A 17515-nucleotide genomic window follows, 5' to 3' on the forward strand; every position below is an offset into this window, starting at 1 on the left:
CCTTGTCACCCGGGCTCAGGTCTGCTATACTGAGTAAAACTACTACAAATGTAAAGATAAGAAAAAGGGGGATTTTGGGTTGTACGGCATACCGGAGCACTGCAAACCGCTTTCAGCGGCGGAGGAACAGGTCCTTTTGGCCCTCTGGGAGGCGGCTCCCGCCTCCCGGCGGGACATTGGCCGGAAGCTGAAAGAGAAGGGCTGGGCCGACGGGACCCTGCTGACCTTTCTCAGCCGGCTGGAGGCCAAGGGCTGGGTGAAGGTCACCCGGAACGCCAACTATAATATCTATACCCCCACCATCACCCGGCGGGCCTATGGGGTCTATTGTATGCGGGAGCGGCTGGACACCCTGTTCGGCGGGGATCTGGCGGCGGCGGTGCGGGCCCTGGTCAGCGAGTCGGGGGCAGGGCCCAGCCAGCTGGAACAGGCCGGGGCGGTCATCGAGGAGATGAAAGCCCAGGCGGAGGAGTACGACAGCTACGACGCGTTTTTCTAAGTATGTGAGGTGCGGCCCGGGCAGAGTGAGCCAAAACACGGAATAGCGCATAAAACGGCGAGAGATTGCATGAGATGTGAACAAACTGTGTCCACAAAGTGAATTTTAGCAGCCAATGCTTGACAGTGCTAAAAGTCCGTGTTATAGTATAGCTGTGCTCAGGAGGAAGGGCACCAGAGATCCAAACAACCTCCGGTTCCCATTCCGCCGGGAGCAAAGCTCAGCCCGTTTCGGGGCTGTTTGATTGGAGGTTTGACTTATGCTTCTGCCTGCTGTTTTTCATGAGAATCTTTTCGATGATTGGTTTGATCCGTTCTTCGATGATATGGATCGCGAACTGAACCGCGAATCCCACCAGGTTTTTGGCAAGCGCGGCGCGAACATGATGAAGACCGACGTCCGGGACACCGGCAGCGCCTATGAGGTGGCCGTGGATCTGCCCGGCTGCAAGAAAGAGGACGTCAAGATGGAGCTGGAAAACGGCTATCTGACCATCCAGGCCGTCCGCAGCCACAGCAACGACCAGACCGACCAGAATGGCCGCTATGTCCGCCGGGAGAGCTTCTCCGGCACCTGCGCCCGCAGCTTCTATGTGGGCGAGGATGTGAAGAAAGAGGACATCCACGCAAAATTTGAGGATGGCGTGTTGAAATTCTCCCTGCCCCATCCCCAGGTCCAGCAGCAGCTGCCCGCCGCCCAGCAGAATCTGATCGAGATTGAGTAACCAGGCGGCGCGTTCCGAAAACGCATCAAAATGCCCCCGAGAGACCGAAAAGCCTCTCGGGGGCGTTTTTGTATCCGGAGATGCAAGCGGAAGGAATGCACAAGCGCTGGACAGAGTGCGGATGTTGGGCGAAAAAGAGCGTACAGAAAAGAAAAAGCGTGCACTCTGCCGGAAAATGTGACAGGATTATGAAGAAAGAATTAATTTTAGCACTCTATGCTTGACAGTGCTAAAAATGCGTGCTATACTAAGGCCGTGGTCAGGAGGAAGGGCCCCGGGGGAAACCAAAGAACCCCGGCAGAGGCCTTCCCGCCCTGAGAATTTCAGATGATATACCAGCCCCTGAGGGCTGTGATAGGAGGTTTGACTTATGTTACTGCCTGCTGTTTTTCATGAGAATTTGTTCGATGACTGGTTTGATCCGTTCTTCAGCGATATGGAGCGGGAGCTGAACCGCGATACCCGCAACACCTTCGGCAAGCGGGCATCCAACATGATGAAAACCGACGTGAAGGAAGTCGAGAACGGCTATGAGATGGATGTGGACCTGCCCGGCTGCAAGAAGGAGAACGTCAAGATGCAGCTGCAGGACGGTTATCTGACCATCCAGGCCGTCCGCAGCCACACCACCGGCAACGAAGGCCAGAATGGCCGTTACGTCCGCCGCGAGACCCTCTCGGGCACCTGCACCCGCAGCTTCTATGTGGGCGAGGAGATCAAGAAGGAGGACATCCACGCCAAGTTTGAGGACGGTGTCCTGAAGATCACCCTGCCCCGTCCTGAGGTCAAGAAGCAGCTGCCCAAGCCCAACAGCAACCTGATCGACATTGAGTAAGGCCCGCAGGGCTCCACCAAAGAACCAATCCGCCCCCGGAAGGCATCCAGCCCTCCGGGGGCTTTTGTTGTCTGTGAATGGGGGCGCGCCTCTGCGTCCGGGCATAGAAAAACCCGCCTGCGGCGCGGGGCCGGACAGGCGGGGGAGGAGCATTTTTTAAAGACTTACAGCTTGGTGCCGGTCAGCAGCTCGTAGGCCTCCAGGTACTTGTCGATGGTCTTGTCGATGACGTCCTGGGGCAGCAGGTAGTCGCTGTCGGGATTGGCCTTCAGCCAGTCGCGGACAAACTGCTTGTCGAAAGAGGGCTGGCCGTGGCCCGGCTCATAGCCCTCCAGGGGCCAGAAGCGGGAAGAATCGGGGGTGAGCATCTCGTCGCCCAGCACCACGTTGCCGGCCTCGTCCAGGCCGAACTCAAACTTGGTGTCGGCAATGATGATGCCGCGGCTCAGTGCGTAGTCGGCGCACTTCTTGTACAGGGCGATGGTGTAATCACGCAGCTTGGCGGCGTACTCCTCGCCCTTGCCGGGGAAGTGCTTCTCCAGCACGGTGATGCTCTGCTCGTAGGAGATGTTCTCGTCGTGGTCGCCCAGGTCGGCCTTGGTGCTGGGGGTGTAGATGGGCTCGGGCAGCTTGTCCGACTCCTTCAGGCCCTCGGGCAGGGTGATGCCGCAGACCTTGCCGGTCTTCTGGTAGCTGGTCCAGCCGCTGCCGGTGATGTAGCCGCGGACGATGCACTCGATGGGCAGCATGGTCAGCTTGCGGCAGAGCATGCTGTTGCCCTCGAACTGGGGCTGACGGAAGAACTCGGGCATATCGGCGGTGTTGACCGAGATCATGTGGTTGGGCAGCAGGTCCTTGGTGTAGTCGAACCAGAATTTGCTCATCTGGGTCAGGACGGTGCCCTTCTTGGTGATCTTGTTCTTCAGGATCACGTCAAAGGCGGAAATGCGGTCGGTCGCAACCATCACCAGGGCGTCGCCCACGTCGTAAATCTCGCGGACCTTGCCCTCTTTGAAAGGCTTGTATTCAGTCATCGAAAAACACTCCTTCTTCTTCCAAGCGGCCGCCGGGGCCGCGATCTTTCTTACGGCCTTATTGTATCATATCTGCCCCCGGTTTGACTACCGCCAGAACGGTGGAGTTGCTGCCCGGTTGGGTGTGAATTCTGGTGAAAACTGCAAAAAAGCCGCCCTTTTGGACGGCTTTTTTTGCGAATAAGTATGACTTTGCCGGCTTTGGGCAGCCGGCGAAGGCGGGTCAGTTGAGGGCGCGGAAACCCTTGCCGATGATCTCGCTGGAGTTGACGATGGTGATGAACGCGTGGTTGTCATTGGTCCGCAGGAAGTTGCGCAGGCGGGCGGCCTCGCGGCGGGTCAGGACGGTGATGATGACGGTCAGGTCCTTGCCGGTGTAGGCGCCCTGGGCGTCCTCCACGGTGGCCGAGCGGTGCAGGTCGTCCAGAATGAAGTCGATGATGTCCTCGGGGTTGGAGGTGACCACCGTGCACACCTTGCGCTGGTTGATGTTTTCAATGACGCCGTCCACCACAAAGGACTTGCCGATCAGGCCCAGGATACAGTACAGGCCGGTGGACACGCCGAAGATGGCGGCTGCGCCAATGATAATCAGCACGTCGCTGACCATCAGGGCGGTGCCGATGTTCAAAGATGAATGCTTGGTAAGGATCAGGGCAACAATATCGGTACCGCCGGTGGAGGCGCCGATGTTAAAGACAATGGCGGCGCCGATGGCGGGCAGCAGCACGGCGAAGATCAGCTCCAGCAGCTTGTCGTCGGTGAAGGGATGGGGCATGGGCCAGATGGCCTCGCACAAAGAAACGTAAAAGGACAGGGCAAAGGAGGAGAACACCGTCCAGCCCATGCAGCTGATGCCCAGGAACACAAAGCCCAGAACCACCAGGATCAGGTTCAGCACCCACATGAAAAAGCCCACGTTGAACTGGGGGAACAAAGCCGACAGCAGCACCGACAGGCCCGATGTGCCGCCGAAGGCGAAGTGGTTGGGGGTCTTGAACCAGACAATGCCCAGGGCCGTCAGGATGAGGCCCAGGTTCAGCAGAACAAAAAAGCGGAAGTTTGCAAGCAGTTTTTCCTTTTTAAAAGCGTCTTTGACTAGATCCATCATAATTTTGTTTCCTCGTTGCACAGTGCTTTCCAAAGCACAGAAAATTTCACACCATGCAGAACTATACGATACTTCATGGCGGATGTCAAGCATTCTGCACGAATTACCGGCAGAAAAAAACCGGGCGGTGAATCAAAAGAGAAAACTGGGTCCGTCCTTCTTGCAGGAAAGCTGAAAATGTTGTATGATATACCATTATAAGGGTGTGTCTGCAACACACTCAGCGGGAAAGCGGCCTGGCGTGCACCAAAAGCATGCACGGGCAGCTTTCTCTGTGGTTTTTTGGGCTGGAAGGCCGGTATTCCACGGGCCGCGGCGGCCGGGTGGAAAAACAGCCCGCACCCCGCGGCAGACAGCCGGGGAACCTTTTCCCGCCGGCCTATTTTCCCGCAGACGTCCCGCGGCGCAGCCTGCGCCGGAGGGACGATATCCGAGCAGCGAGCAGTATGAGGGAGAACTGTATTATGGCAGACAAAAACTTTTTGACCGATATCATCGACGCCGACCTGGCCGAAGGCAAGGTCAGCGAGGTCCACACCCGGTTCCCGCCGGAGCCCAACGGCTACCTGCACATCGGCAGCGCCAAGGCGATCTATATCAACTGGTCCATCGCCAAGGCCTACGGCGGCAAATTCAACCTGCGCCTGGACGACACCAACCCCGCCCGTGAGGACGTGGAGTACGTCAACAGCATCCTGGAGGACCTGCACTGGCTGGGCGCCGATCCCAACGGCGGCATCTTCTACGGCAGCGACTACTTTGAGCAGTGCTACGCCTACGCCGAGAAGCTGATCCTGGAGGGCAAAGCCTACGTGGACGACCTGACCCGGGACGAGATGCGGGAGTACCGCGGCACCGACGCCGGCAAGCCCAGCCGTCCCTCGCCCTGGCGTGACCGCACCCCCGAGGAGAACCTGGACCTGTTCCGCCGGATGCGGGCCGGTGAGTTCAAGGAGGGCGAAAAGACCCTGCGGGCCAAGATCGACCTGGCCAGCCCCAACATGAATATGCGTGACCCGGCCATCTACCGCATCAAGTACGAGAGCCATCACCGTCAGGGGGACAAGTGGTGCATCTACCCCATGTACGACTTTGCCCACCCCATTCAGGACGCCATCGAGGGGATCACCCACAGCATGTGCAGCCTGGAGTTTGAGAACCACCGCCCCCTGTACGAGTGGGTCATCACCAACATCTTCGGCACCGAGTTCCCCAAACAGCGGGAGTTCGCCCGCCTGAACATGACCAACACCGTCATGAGCAAGCGCTACCTGCGTGAGCTGGTGGAGCTGGGCATTGTGGACGGCTGGGACGATCCCCGGATGCCCACCCTCTGCGGCCTGCGCCGCCGCGGCTATACCCCCTCCTCCATCTTCACCTTTGTGCGGGAGGCCGGCATTGCCAAGTGCGACAACCTGATCGACATGCGCCAGCTGGAGGCCTGCGTCCGCAGCGAGCTGGACCTGAACGCACAGCGCCGCGTGGCGGTGTTGCACCCGGTCAAGCTGATCGTGGACAACTACCCCGAGGACAAGACCGAGACCTTTGCCCTGGCCAACAACCCCAACCGGGAGGCCAACGACAGCTCCACCCGTGAGGTGACCTTCAGCCGTGAGGTCTGGATCGAGTCGGAGGACTTCGCAGAGGTGCCGCCTCCCAAGTTCAAGCGCCTGACCATCGGCAGCGAAGTCCGTCTGATGGGCGCCTATATCGTCCGCTGCACCGGCGTGGACAAGGATGCCGAGGGCAACGTCACCGCCATCCACTGCACCGCCGACCTGGAGACCGGCTGCGGCAACCCCGCTGACGGCCGCAAGGTCAAGGGCACCATCCACTGGGTCAGCGCCGCCCACTGCATCGAGGCCGAGATCCGCCTGTACGACAAGCTGTTCACCCGCGAGAACATGAACAATCTCCCCGAGGGCACCAGCTACCGGGATTTCCTGAACCAGGACAGCGTCACCGTTTGCTCCGGCTGCAAGCTGGAGATGGCTCTGGCCGACGCCAAGCCGGGGGACAAGTTCCAGTTTGTCCGCAACGGCTTCTTCACCCCCGATTCCAAGCACCCCGGTGTCTTTAACCGGGTGGTCACCCTGCGGGACAGCTTCAAGCCCGCCAAGCCGGTGGAATGCCCCCAGTGATCCAATTCAAACCATGAGGAAAGGAGGGCCTTGCCACAATGCCGAAACGGTTTTTGCGCAATGCTCTGCTGATGGCTGTCGTCACCGTTCTGATGGCGCTCAGCCTGGTGTTCTATATCCACAACACGGACCCGCTGCCCGGCGGCGAAAACCCCAACAACGTCTTGCTGCTGGATGGGGTGTACACCTCGGTGCAGCAGGGCTACCTCAGTGAGGTGACCGTCACCGTCACCATCTCCAGCGGGATGGTGTCGGATGTCCAGGTGGATGCCTCGGGCGAGACCCCCGCTCTGGGCGGCGTGGCCGCTGCCCAGCTGGCCACTGCCCTGACCGAGGCCGGCTCCTCTGCCAACGTGGACGTGGTGTCCGGCAGCACCTACACCAGCGAGGCGGTTCTCGCCGGTATGGATGACTGTCTGGCCCAGGCTGCGGGCTGATTCACAGGAAAAAGCGCTTCCCGGCGGCAACACGCCGCGGGAGCGCTTTGTTTTGAAGGGAGGCATCCATGCGGTATACCTTTGATTATATGGTGCAGCCCGACGGCACAGCAGCCCTGGCCCGGGCCTATGGGGAGGAACCCATCCTCACCCTGCCCGAGGTTCTGCCCGGCCCCGAGGGGCAGCTTCTGCCCCTGGCCCGGCTGGGAGGCTACTGCTTTGCGGGAACCGTCCGGGACCGGATGCCGGGACAGCTGTTCCGCTGCGGGTGGGACGGCGAAGGCCGGCCGGTGTACGCCGGCCCTGCCTCCGAGTCGGAGGACCTGCACCCGGTGGCGGGGAACTTCCTGGAGGAAATCACCCTTCCGGCCTCCCTGCGGGAGGTGGGCAGCTGCGCCTTCTACAACTGCCGGGCCCTTCGCCGGATGACGGTGGGGGACGGGCCTCTGGCGGTGGGCAGCGATGTCTTCCTCAACTGCTTTGCCCTGACCGAGGTCCGGGTCTGCGCCCAGCCTGACGCCGTTACCGGCCTGTTTGCCATCGTCAACAATATTTCCAGCAACCTGCGGGCGGCTTTCCTGCCGGACGGGCCCGAAGGGGACACCGCGGCGGTGTTCCGCTACCCGGAGTACTGGGAGGACATCGAGGAGACCCCCGCCCACATTCTGCTCCACACCTTCTCGGGCCAGGGGTATCACTACCGCCAGTGTTTCCGGGACGGGCGTCTGCGCTGCGAGGAGTACGACGCCATCTTTGCCCAGGGCCACGGCGGGGATGATCCCACCTATATGGCCCTCCTCTGCCTGGACCGGCTGCGGTATCCCTGGCAGCTGGGGGAGGAGGCCGCCGGGCGTTACCGGGCCTTCCTGGCCCAGCAGGGGGCGGCGGTGGCCGCGGCCCTCATCCGGGCCCAGGACCGGGAGGCGCTGGGGGCATTGCTGGCCTTGAACGTCCTGGACGGTCCGGCTCTGGCCGCTGCCTCGGCGGCTGCCCAGCAGGCCGGAGACGCCCAGTCTGCCGCCCTGCTGGCCGATGCGGAGTACCGCGCCCGGCCCGCCCGGCCCAAACGACGCTATACATTTGATGATTTTTGAGATAAATATTCCGGGAGGTGATCTGTATGGCCCGCAAAGCACCGGTGGATTTCAACGCGCCTTTTCAGTCGGCCCGGCCCGAAACCCATGAGGAATGGCAGGCCCGGATGGGCGGCGAGGTGCTGGCTGTGCTGCGCAGCGAGCTGTACCTGGACTTCCGCTTTCTGGATCAGGCCCTGGGGGCCCTGACCCCCGTTCCCGACGAGCGGTGCGGCGTCCTGGCCACCGACGGCCAGAGCCTGTTCTATCAGCCCAGCGCCCTGCTGCGGCTCTACCGGGAAAACCCAAAATACCTCAAACGGTTATATCTTCATACAATATTCCACTGCGTATTCCGACATCTCTGGCTGCAGGGCAGCCGGGACCCGGCTCTGTGGCATGTGGCCTGCGACCTGGCGGTGGAAAACGTCATCGACGGCCTGGGGCGCAAGAGCATCCTGCGGCCCCTGACCTACGTCCGCCGCCGGGCCTATGAGGCCCTCACCGAGGGCGGCCATGTGGCGGCGGCAGCCCCGGCCTACCGCTGGCTGCTGACCCAGACCCCCGGCGTCCAGAAACAGCTGGCCCGGGAGTTCTACGCCGACGACCACCGGCTGTGGCCCAAGCCCGGCCAGCCCAACCAGCCCGCCCCGTCCCCCCAGCTCCAAAAGACCTGGCAGAAGATCGGGCGGCGGATGGAGACCGAGCTGGAGCTGAACGACAAGGAGGCCGGCGCCAACGCCGGCAATCTGGCCGAGGCGGTGAAGGCCGCCAACCGGAGCCGCAGCAGTTACCGGGATTTTCTGCGCCGGTTCTGCGTGCTGCGGGAGGAACCTCATCTGGACCCCGACACCTTCGATCTGAACTTCTACACCTACGGGCTGTCGGTCTACGGAAACATGCCCCTCATCGAGCCGGTGGAGACCCGGGAGAGCAAAAAGATCGAGGAGATCGCCCTGGTCATCGACACCAGCTATTCCACCTCAGGCGCGCTGGTGCGGAGCTTCTTGTCCGAGACTTACGCCCTGCTGAAGCAGCGGGAGAGCTTTTTCCGCCGGATGAACCTCCACATCATTCAGGCCGACAACAAGGTCCAGCGGGACCATCTGGTCACCACCGAGGACGAGCTCATCGACCTGATGGACCATTTCGAGCTGGCGGGAGGCGGCGGAACCGATTTCCGCCCCGCCTTCGCCTATGTGACCCGGCTGTGCGAGGAGAAAAAGTTCCAGAACCTGCGGGGCCTGCTGTATTTTACCGACGGCATGGGAACCTATCCCGCCCGCCGCCCGGCCTACGAGACGGCGTTTCTGTTTTTGGGGGACAAGTTCGATGACGCCAACGTGCCGCCCTGGGCCATCAAGGTGGTGCTGGACGAGGACGAGTTCACCCGGCCCGATTCGGTTCCCAGCCCGGCCGGCAGCCTGGCTGCGGCCCTGGATGAGGACCAGGACCTCTACCGTGACCTGAACAATTCGTGAGGAATCTGCCTATGAATATCAAGCGTGCAAAAGATGAGATCAAGCGGTCGGTCCGGGCCTATCTGGCCAAGGACGCCCTGGGGGAATACGCTATTCCGGCCATCCGTCAGCGGCCCATCCTGCTGATGGGCCCTCCGGGCATCGGCAAGACCCAGATTCTGGAGCAGGCCGCCCGGGAGTGCGGGGTGGCTCTGGTGGCCTACACCATCACCCACCACACCCGCCAGAGCGCCGTGGGCCTGCCCTTCATCCGCCAGAAGCACTACGGCGACCGGGATGTCTCGGTCACCGAGTACACCATGAGCGAGATCATTTCCTCCATCTATGAAAAGATGGAGACCACCGGCCTGAAAGAAGGCATCCTGTTCATCGACGAGATCAACTGCGTCTCCGAGACCCTGGCCCCCACCATGCTGCAGTTCCTGCAGTGCAAGACCTTCGGCAACCAGGCGGTGCCGGCGGGCTGGGTGATTGTGGCGGCGGGCAACCCGCCCGAGTACAACAAGTCGGTGCGGGATTTTGACATCGTCACCCTGGACCGCGTCCGCCGGATGGACATTGAGCCCGATCTTCCCGCCTGGCGGGATTACGCCCGGGCGGTGGGCATCCATGGCGCCATCCTGAGCTATCTGGAGCTGCATCCCCAGAACTTCTACCAGATCAACGCCGACGTGGAGGGCACCCAGTTCGTCACCGCCCGCGGCTGGGAGGACCTGTCCAACCTGCTGGACACCTACGAATCCCTGGACCTCCAGGCCGACGAGGAAGTGATCCGGCAGTATCTGCAGCACAAGCAGATCGCCGAGGACTTCGCCTCCTATCTGGACCTGTACTATAAGTACCGGGACGACTACGGCGTGGAGGAAATCCTGGCGGGCAAGCCCCGTTCGACGGCCTTTGCCCGGCTGCTGCAGGCGCCCTTTGACGAGCGTCTGTCCCTGGTCAGCCTGATGCTGGCAGGGCTGAAATCCCGCTTTGCCGCCTCCTGCCGCCGCAACCAGGTGACCGACGACTGCTATGCCCTGCTGCGTCAGCTCAAACAGGACCTGGCCCTGCTGCCCGATGCCGAGCCCTCCGACCCGGAACGGATGCTGCAGCAGCAGATTTCGGACTACGAGGCGGAGACCGCCCGCCTGCGCACCGCCAACGCCCTGGACAAGGAAGCCCTGGCCCACCGTCTGGGGGTGGCCGCCGCCCTGCGGGAGTGGGCCGGCAAACTGCGCCGGGCCAACGCCGCCGGAACCAAGGAGGCGCTGGACCTGCTGCGGAGCTACTTTGAGGAGCTGGCCGATGAGCGGGAAAAGATCCAGGAGGAGGCTTCCGCCGCCCTGGAGGCTGCCTTCGACTTCATGGAACAGGCCTTTGGCGAGAGCCAGGAGATGGTGATTTTCGTCACCGAGCTGACGGTGTCGCCGGCAGCCCATACCTTCATCACCGAGAACGGCTGCGACCGCTATTTCCGCTACAACAAGGACCTGCTGCTGGACAGCCGGAAAGCCGCGCTGGACCACGAGCTGGCCGCCGAGGAGCTGCGCAACCCGCTCCGCGGATAATTCCAAACAGGCAACAAAAAAGCCCGCACAGGGCCTCCCTTTTGGAGGCTGTGCGGGTTTTTGCTTTTTGTGTCCGGATCAGTCCAGATGATGCTTGCGGCAGAACACCTTGGAGGCAAAGTACATGCCCACCCACAGGGCCACCGCCAGAATCAGATAGAGGGGGTTCTCCAGGGCGTTGCTGAGGGACTCCCCAAACAGGGCCATCATGGCCACCATCACGAATTTGCCGGCCAGCAGCGTGGCGATATACCGGCGGCCGTCAAAATCCGAGATGCCGAAGGTCAGATGGAGAAAAGATGTGGGGGTAAAAGGCAGCATGGCCAAGGTAAACAGGGTGGAGGTGTCGCAGTTGCTGACCCAGCCCTGGGCCTTGCGGAACCACGCGTACTTGCTGGCATGGCGCCAGAAAAAACGCTTGACCACCCGCCGCCAGAAGGTGAACATCAGGATGCCGCCCAGGGCTACGCCGCACCAGCTGAACAGAAAGCCCATGATGGGCCCGTGGGCTGCCACGTTCAGGGCCACAATGGCGATGAGGGGCAGGGGAGGAACAAAGGATTCCACCATCGCCAGCAGGATGGGCACAAAGGGACCCAAACCCACAAAGCTGTCCAGCAGCGACTGCCAGAACTCCAGCGATGTGATCTGATTGCTCCAATAAAGAAGCGTTTCTTCCATGTATTGTCCTCCCATCGTATCCGACTGTCTCTAGTATACCCAGTGAATATGACAAACCAGTGAACGAATTGTCAAGTTCCTGCACAAAAAGACAAAATGACGATGGTTATTCCTCTTTGGCCGCGGCCCGGGCCTCGGCGGCGTGGAGCCGGTCCATCTGCTGGCGGCGCTGCTTGTGCCATTTGGTCAGCAGGTCCTCGGTGGGCATCTGCAGGCAGCGGGCATAGGTCCAGTGGAGGCCGTCCCGGCGGGCCAGCTTATACCGCAGGAACACCCCCTGTCCGGCTTCGCTTTCGGTGCCGGCGCAGTGGGGGCACTGGGCCAGGGTGTACCAGCTGTTGCTGCCCTTCTTGAGCCAGATTTCATCCGGCGTCAGGGCCGCGCCGCAGACCGGGCACTGGGCGCGGAGAAGGCTGGGGTCGTTGCGCCAGGCGAACTGCTCCACATAGCCCTCCCACAGGCGGAAGTCTCGGTAATCCCCCGGAGGCGGACAGAGGCTCTGGCGCAGCTGCTCCTCCTCGGAGGGGTACTCGGCCAGGCCCCGGGCCAGGTCGATGCAGCGGCAGATGTCGGCGGTGTAGAGGGCGTCGGACAAGGCGTCATGGAAGGGCCGGTCGGTGGGCAGGCCCAGACGGGTGACCACGCTCTCCAGGGTCAGGCCGTCCCCCTCCTTGCGGGGGTACTGGCTGAGGAAAATCTGCTGCAGGTTGTACCAGACGGTGGGATGGCTCTCGTCCAGGTTGCACAGGAAAAGATTCTGTTTGAGGACCGGCACGTCGTCCAGGCCCCACTCGGCAAATTCGGCGTCGGGGCCGCACCACTTCATAAAGCGGCGCAGGCCCTGCAGGATGGGCTCGCCCCGGTCCAGGTCGGCCTGGGTCAGGCCGGTGACCTTGGCGATGTGATGCTGCAGTTTGCGGAAGATCCGGGGCCGCAGATGGATCGAAAAGGTGTCCAGGACGTTGCCCTTCTCGTCGATCTTGACGGCGCCGATTTCAATGATCTCCCCCCGCAGGGTCTGCTCGACCCCGTGATAGTTGAAGGTATAGGGATGGTAGCCGATGTTCCATTCCAAATCAAAGATAACCAAGTTGCGCTGAGGCATGATTGTATTGTTCCCCATTCTTATAGTATGAATCGCTCCACCGCTTCGGCAACGCCGTCGTGGTTGTTGTCGGCGGTGGTGACGTAGTCGGCCTCGGCCTTGACGGGGCCTTCGGCGTTGGCCATGGCCACGCCCACCCCGGCGTAACGGATCATGGAGCGGTCGTTCATTCCGTCGCCGCAGGCCATCAGGTTGTCCCGGGTCAGGCCCATACGGTCCAGCAGGGCTGCCAGGCTGCGGTCCTTGGCCACGCCCAGAGGCACCGCCTCAATGAAGAAGGGGCTGGAGGAATACAGGTCGATCTGGCCTGCAAACCGCTCCAGGCCGGCCTTCAGCACGTGGGGCAGACGGACCGGGTCCAGGGTGATGAGCATTTTGTTGACCGGATAGTTGACGTAGGCGGCCAGGTTGTCCACTTTGATCATGGGCAGCTTGTTGGTGAAGCCTTCCCGCTGGGCCCAGGGGTCCTCGGGGCGCTCGGTGACAATGCCCTGATTGTTGTAGGTCACAATGGCCACGTTCTGCTGGGCGGCAAAGTCGCACAGGGCGGGAACCATGGCGGCGGGCAGGTCCTGATGCCACAGGACCCGGTGGCCGGGGCCGCAGTCCACAATGGCGCCGCCGTTGTAGGACAGGATGGCGCCGGCCCGGCCGGGCTGGCCCAGAGCCAGGTCCTGGGCCACCGGCGTGACGCCGGCGGTGGGCCGGCCCGAGGCCAGAACCACCGTCACCCCTTTGGCCAGGGCGGCGTCCAGGGCAGCCCGGGTGCGGGGGGTGATTTGCTTTTCGTCGTTGGTGAGGGTGCCGTCCAGGTCAAGGGCCAGCACGCGGATATCAGATTTCGCCATAAAGAGCGTTTCTCCTTCTCGTAAACAGTCTCAGCTTTTATTGTACAATAAAACGGCGCAGGTTTAAAGAGAGAAAATCGTTTTTTCCGGAAAAACGCTAAAAAACCCCGTTCCTCCGAGGAACGGGGCCAGGTAAAAACCGCTTGAATTGGCTCAAAATGCCATGAACTGGAAGAAGCTGGATTACTCCGCCAGGTTGCCGGTGTAGAGCTGGTAATATTTGCCCTTCTTGGCGATCAGCTCGTCGTGGCTGCCGCGCTCGATGATCCGGCCCTGCTCCAGCACGATGATGCAGTCAGAGTTGCGGACGGTGGACAGACGGTGGGCAATGACGAAGGTGGTGCGGCCGTACATCAGGCCGTCCATGCCGGCCTGGACCAGCGCCTCGGTGCGGGTATCGATGGAGCTGGTGGCCTCATCCAGAATCAGCACCGGGGGATCCGCCACGGCGGCCCGGGCGATGGCCAGCAGCTGGCGCTGGCCCTGGGACAGGTTGGCGCCGTCGCCGGTCAGCATGGTGTTGTAGCCATCCGGCAGGCGGCGGATGAAGCCGTCGGCGTTGGCCAGCTTGGCGGCCACGATGCACTCCTCATCGGTGGCATCCAGACGGCCATAGCGGATGTTGTCCATGACGGTGCCGGTGAACAGGTGGGTGTCCTGCAGCACGATGCCCAGAGAACGGCGCAGATCCGCCTTCTTGATCTTGCGGATGTTGATGCCGTCGTAACGGATTTTGCCGTCCTGGATGTCGTAGAACCGGTTGATCAGGTTGGTGATGGTGGTCTTGCCGGCGCCGGTGGAGCCGACAAAGGCGATCTTCTGGCCCGGCAGGCCGTAGAGCTCGATGTCGTGCAGAACGGTCTTTTCGGGCACATAGCCGAAGTCCACCGAATTGAACCGGATGTCGCCCTCCAGCTTGGTGTAGGTGAGGGTGCCGTCGTGGTGGGGATGCTTCCAGGCCCAGATGCCGGTCCGCTCGCTGGTCTCCACCAGGTTGTTGTCCTTGTCGTACTTGGCGTTGACCAGGGTGACGTAGCCGTCGTCGGTCTCGCTGGGGGCGTCCATCATGGCGTAGATGCGCTCGGCGCCGGCCAGAGCCATGATGACGCTGTTGGCCTGCATGGACACCTGGGTGATGGGCATGTTGAAGCTCTTGTTCAGGGCCAGGAAGGCCATGACGGTGCCCAGGGTCATGCCGCCGATGCCGCCCACCGCCAGGGCTGCGCCCAGAATGGCGCACAGCGCATAGCTGACGTTGCCCAGCTGGGCGTTGACGGGCATCATGATGTTGGCGTAGCCGTTGGCGCGGATGGAGCTCTCCTTCAGCTTGCCGTTTAGCTCGCGGAAGCCGGCCAGGGTTTTGTCCTCATGGGTGAAGACCTTGACCACCTTCTGGCCTTCCAGCATTTCCTCGATGTAGCCGTTGACGGCGCCCAGGTCGCGCTGCTGGGAGATGAAGTACTTGCCGCTCTGTTCGCTGATCTTCTTGGAGCAGAACAGCATCAGGGCCACCATGCACATGGTCAGGATGGTCATGGGGATATCCAGGATGCACATGCTGATGAAGACCGAGGCGATGGTGATGACGCTGGAAATCAGCTGGGGAATGCTCTGGCTGAGCATCTGGCGCAGGGTGTCCACGTCGTTGGTGTACACCGACATGATGTCGCCGTGGGGATGGGTGTCAAAGTAGCTGATGGGCAGGCTCTCCATGTGGGTGAACAGCTGAATGCGGATGTTCCGCATGGTGCCCTGGGTCACGTTGACCATGATGCGGGCATTGGCCCAGGAGGCCAGGATGCCCAGCAGGTAGATGCAGCCCACCTTGACCAGGGCGCCGATCAGGGGCCCGAAGTCGGAGTTCTGCTGCTGCAGCATGGGGGCGATATAGTCGTCGATCAGGGTCTGCAGGAACAGACTGGCCTGCACGTTGGCAAAGGCGCTGAGGAAAATGCAGATCAGAACAATGACGCAGTGGGGGGCGTAGTGCTTGAACACCTCGCCCATGATCCGTTTGAGCAGTTTGCCGGGATTGGCTACCTTGGGACGGGGGCGTCCGGCCATGCCCCGGGGATTATGAACGGTACGGACATTCTGTGCGGCCATTATTCTTCACCTCCCTGCTTGTCGAAGTCGCCGCCGCCCTGAGTCTGGCTGGTGTAGACTTCCTGATAGATCTTGTTGGTGGCCAACAGTTCCTCGTGGGTGCCCAGGCCGTCGATCTGGCCGTTGTCCAGCACCAGGATGCGGTCGGCATCCTGCACCGAGGAAATGCGCTGGGCGATGATGATCTTGGTGGTGCCGGGCAGCTTCTCACGGAAGGCCTGGCGGATCTTGGCGTCGGTGGCGGTATCCACCGCGCTGGTGGAGTCGTCCAGAATCAGGACCTTGGGTTTGCGCAGCAGGGCGCGGGCGATGGTCAGGCGCTGTTTCTGGCCGCCCGACACGTTGGAGCCGCCCTGCTCAATCCATGTATTGTACTTGTCGGGGAAGCGCTCGATGAATTCATCGGCGCAGGCCAGACGGCAGGCCTCGATGCACTCGGCCTCGGTGGCGTTCTCGTCGCCCCAGCGCAGGTTATCCAGGATGGTGCCCGAGAACAGCACGTTCTTCTGCAGCACCATCGAAACGTCGTGGCGCAGGACGTCCAGGTTGTAGTCCCGGACATCCACGCCGCCCACCTTGACGCTGCCCTCGGCCACGTCGTACAGGCGGGGGATCAGCTGGACCAGGGAGGACTTGGCGCTGCCGGTGCCGCCGATGATGCCCAGCGTCTCACCCGGCTGGATGCGGAAGGTGATGTCGCTGAGGACCGGCTTGCCGGTGCCGTGCTTATACTTGAAGGTGACGTGGTCGAACTCCACGCCGCCGTCCTTGACCTCGTTGACGGGGGTCTTGGCAGGGGGCAGGTCGGTGGTTTCGTCCAGCACCTCAATGATGCGGTGGGCGGAGGCTGCCGACATGCTCAGCATGACGAACACCATGCTCAGCATCATCAGGGACATCAGGATGTTCATGACGTAGCCGAACAGGGCGTTGAGCTGGCCGGTGGAAATGATGCCGTTCAGGACATAGTGGGCGCCGAACCAGGACAGGGCCAGGTTGCAGCCGTAGACGGCCAGCAGCATGGAGGGGTTGTTGAAGCTCAGGCGGCTCTCAGCCTTGACGAACTGTTTGTACAGATCCTGGCAGGCCTTGGTGTACTTTTCGTCCTCGTGCTGCTCCCGGACAAAGCTCTTGACCACCCGGATGGCGGCCACGTTCTCCTGAACCGAGGCGTTCAGGTTGTCGTAGTTCTTGAACACCCGGTCGAAGATCTTGATGGTGGGGAACATGATGCAGGACAGCACCACCAGCAGGAACAGGATGGCCACCAGGAAAATGCCGGTCAGATGGGGATTGATGATGACCGACATCACCAGGGCGAAAATCAGGTGAACCGGGGCGCGCACACACATGCGCATCAGCATCTGGAAGGCGTTCTGCACGTTGGTGACGTCGGTGGTCATGCGGGTGACCAGGCCGGCGGTGGAGAACTTGTCGATGTTGGTGAACGAGTAGTGCTGAATCCGCTCAAACATGGCGTCGCGCAGATTTCCGGCGTAGCCGGCCGATGCCTTGGCCGCCATGCGCCCGGCCGTCAGGCCCAGGAACAGCGCGAACAGTGCCACCAGGAAGGTGAGCAGACCATACTTGAGGACGGCGTTCATGTCTCCTTTCTCGATGCCCTGGTCGATGATGTAGGACATCAAAAGGGGGAGCAGAACGTCCATGACGGCCTCGAGCGCGGACAGAAGCGGCGTGACCATGGCCGCGCGCTTGTACTCGCCGAGATGGGAGGCCAACTTTTTAATCATGGGTTATTCCTCCTTGCTTCTGGGGGCCCAGCCGGCCCAGCCTGCGGCGGGATGCCAGGGGGTTCGGTCGGTTTTGCCCGGTGTGTTGAAATGTTCGTTCTCGAACAAAAAAGTTTTGCATCGAACATTGTATCCA

15 protein-coding genes are annotated in these 17515 nt (G+C 61.6%); 8 read left to right on the forward strand and 7 right to left on the reverse strand.

The window, feature by feature from the left end:
• Positions 1-79: 79 nt before the first annotated feature.
• The 3 genes from B5G28_RS04315 to B5G28_RS04325 all read left to right on the forward strand — a co-directional run bounded on the left by B5G28_RS04315 (position 80) and on the right by B5G28_RS04325 (position 2058).
• Positions 80-499: a BlaI/MecI/CopY family transcriptional regulator gene (locus B5G28_RS04315; RefSeq protein WP_087246493.1), complete on the forward strand. Its 420-nt coding sequence runs from the start codon at positions 80-82 to the stop codon at positions 497-499.
• A gap of 259 nt (positions 500-758) precedes the next feature.
• Positions 759-1223, forward strand: a complete 465-nt coding sequence (locus B5G28_RS04320) for an Hsp20/alpha crystallin family protein (RefSeq protein ID WP_087246494.1) — start codon at positions 759-761, stop codon at positions 1221-1223.
• 370 nt (positions 1224-1593) lie between these two features.
• Positions 1594-2058, forward strand: coding sequence for an Hsp20/alpha crystallin family protein (locus tag B5G28_RS04325; protein WP_087246495.1), 465 nt, complete (start codon positions 1594-1596; stop codon positions 2056-2058).
• A gap of 164 nt (positions 2059-2222) precedes the next feature.
• Here B5G28_RS04325 and B5G28_RS04330 read toward each other — a convergent pair whose 3' ends face one another.
• Positions 2223-3092, reverse strand: a complete 870-nt coding sequence (locus B5G28_RS04330; RefSeq protein WP_087246496.1) for a phosphoribosylaminoimidazolesuccinocarboxamide synthase — start codon at positions 3090-3092, stop codon at positions 2223-2225.
• Positions 3093-3315: 223 nt separating this feature from the next.
• Complete coding sequence (locus B5G28_RS04335) at positions 3316-4203, reverse strand: YitT family protein (RefSeq protein ID WP_343215539.1); 888 nt, start codon at positions 4201-4203, stop codon at positions 3316-3318.
• Between the two features lie 464 nt (positions 4204-4667).
• Between B5G28_RS04335 and B5G28_RS04340 the strand changes: the two genes are divergently transcribed.
• From B5G28_RS04340 to B5G28_RS04360, 5 genes are all read left to right on the forward strand, one after another.
• Entirely contained in the window at positions 4668-6344 is a 1677-nt protein-coding gene (locus B5G28_RS04340; protein ID WP_087246497.1) for a glutamine--tRNA ligase/YqeY domain fusion protein, read from the forward strand.
• 38 nt (positions 6345-6382) lie between these two features.
• A complete protein-coding gene (locus tag B5G28_RS04345) occupies positions 6383-6781 on the forward strand; it encodes an FMN-binding protein (protein WP_087246498.1) in 399 nt (132 codons plus the stop codon).
• 68 nt (positions 6782-6849) lie between these two features.
• Positions 6850-7875 carry a leucine-rich repeat protein gene (locus B5G28_RS04350; protein WP_087246499.1) on the forward strand — a complete coding sequence of 342 codons (1026 nt, stop codon included), beginning with the start codon at positions 6850-6852 and terminating at the stop codon, positions 7873-7875.
• A 26-nt stretch (positions 7876-7901) separates the two neighbouring features.
• Positions 7902-9335, forward strand: coding sequence for a VWA-like domain-containing protein (locus B5G28_RS04355; protein WP_087246500.1), 1434 nt, complete (start codon positions 7902-7904; stop codon positions 9333-9335).
• 11 nt (positions 9336-9346) lie between these two features.
• Positions 9347-10888: an ATP-binding protein gene (locus B5G28_RS04360; protein WP_087246501.1), complete on the forward strand. Its 1542-nt coding sequence runs from the start codon at positions 9347-9349 to the stop codon at positions 10886-10888.
• Positions 10889-10966: 78 nt separating this feature from the next.
• Here B5G28_RS04360 and B5G28_RS04365 read toward each other — a convergent pair whose 3' ends face one another.
• From B5G28_RS04365 to B5G28_RS04385, 5 genes are all read right to left on the reverse strand, one after another.
• Complete coding sequence (locus tag B5G28_RS04365; RefSeq protein ID WP_087246502.1) at positions 10967-11569, reverse strand: VTT domain-containing protein; 603 nt, start codon at positions 11567-11569, stop codon at positions 10967-10969.
• A 106-nt stretch (positions 11570-11675) separates the two neighbouring features.
• The gene (locus B5G28_RS04370; protein ID WP_087246503.1) at positions 11676-12674 is read right to left on the reverse strand and encodes a 3'-5' exonuclease; all 999 of its coding nucleotides are present in this window, start codon (positions 12672-12674) and stop codon (positions 11676-11678) included.
• 20 nt (positions 12675-12694) lie between these two features.
• Complete coding sequence (locus B5G28_RS04375) at positions 12695-13522, reverse strand: Cof-type HAD-IIB family hydrolase (RefSeq protein ID WP_087246504.1); 828 nt, start codon at positions 13520-13522, stop codon at positions 12695-12697.
• Between the two features lie 183 nt (positions 13523-13705).
• Entirely contained in the window at positions 13706-15628 is a 1923-nt protein-coding gene (locus tag B5G28_RS04380) for an ABC transporter ATP-binding protein (RefSeq protein ID WP_087246505.1), read from the reverse strand.
• Positions 15628-17379, reverse strand: a complete 1752-nt coding sequence (locus B5G28_RS04385; protein WP_087246506.1) for an ABC transporter ATP-binding protein — start codon at positions 17377-17379, stop codon at positions 15628-15630. Before B5G28_RS04385 ends, B5G28_RS04380 begins: the two co-directional genes overlap by 1 nt.
• Positions 17380-17515: the final 136 nt, after the last annotated feature.

It is taken from the genome of Faecalibacterium sp. An77 (assembly GCF_002161315.1).
Lineage (GTDB): Bacteria > Bacillota > Clostridia > Oscillospirales > Ruminococcaceae > Faecalibacterium.

Excerpts from the sequence above, each read along its gene's own strand:
- B5G28_RS04320 (WP_087246494.1), top strand. The coding sequence starts at position 759 with ATGCTTCTGCCTGCTGTTTTTCATGAGAATCTTTTCGATGATTGGTTT.
- B5G28_RS04325 (WP_087246495.1), top strand. The coding sequence starts at position 1,594 with ATGTTACTGCCTGCTGTTTTTCATGAGAATTTGTTCGATGACTGGTTT.
- B5G28_RS04330 (WP_087246496.1), bottom strand. The coding sequence starts at position 3,092 with ATGACTGAATACAAGCCTTTCAAAGAGGGCAAGGTCCGCGAGATTTAC.
- B5G28_RS04335 (WP_343215539.1), bottom strand. The coding sequence starts at position 4,203 with ATGATGGATCTAGTCAAAGACGCTTTTAAAAAGGAAAAACTGCTTGCA.
- B5G28_RS04340 (WP_087246497.1), top strand. The coding sequence starts at position 4,668 with ATGGCAGACAAAAACTTTTTGACCGATATCATCGACGCCGACCTGGCC.
- B5G28_RS04345 (WP_087246498.1), top strand. The coding sequence starts at position 6,383 with ATGCCGAAACGGTTTTTGCGCAATGCTCTGCTGATGGCTGTCGTCACC.
- B5G28_RS04350 (WP_087246499.1), top strand. The coding sequence starts at position 6,850 with ATGCGGTATACCTTTGATTATATGGTGCAGCCCGACGGCACAGCAGCC.
- B5G28_RS04355 (WP_087246500.1), top strand. The coding sequence starts at position 7,902 with ATGGCCCGCAAAGCACCGGTGGATTTCAACGCGCCTTTTCAGTCGGCC.
- B5G28_RS04360 (WP_087246501.1), top strand. The coding sequence starts at position 9,347 with ATGAATATCAAGCGTGCAAAAGATGAGATCAAGCGGTCGGTCCGGGCC.
- B5G28_RS04365 (WP_087246502.1), bottom strand. The coding sequence starts at position 11,569 with ATGGAAGAAACGCTTCTTTATTGGAGCAATCAGATCACATCGCTGGAG.
- B5G28_RS04370 (WP_087246503.1), bottom strand. The coding sequence starts at position 12,674 with ATGCCTCAGCGCAACTTGGTTATCTTTGATTTGGAATGGAACATCGGC.
- B5G28_RS04375 (WP_087246504.1), bottom strand. The coding sequence starts at position 13,522 with ATGGCGAAATCTGATATCCGCGTGCTGGCCCTTGACCTGGACGGCACC.
- B5G28_RS04380 (WP_087246505.1), bottom strand. The coding sequence starts at position 15,628 with ATGGCCGCACAGAATGTCCGTACCGTTCATAATCCCCGGGGCATGGCC.
- B5G28_RS04385 (WP_087246506.1), bottom strand. The coding sequence starts at position 17,379 with ATGATTAAAAAGTTGGCCTCCCATCTCGGCGAGTACAAGCGCGCGGCC.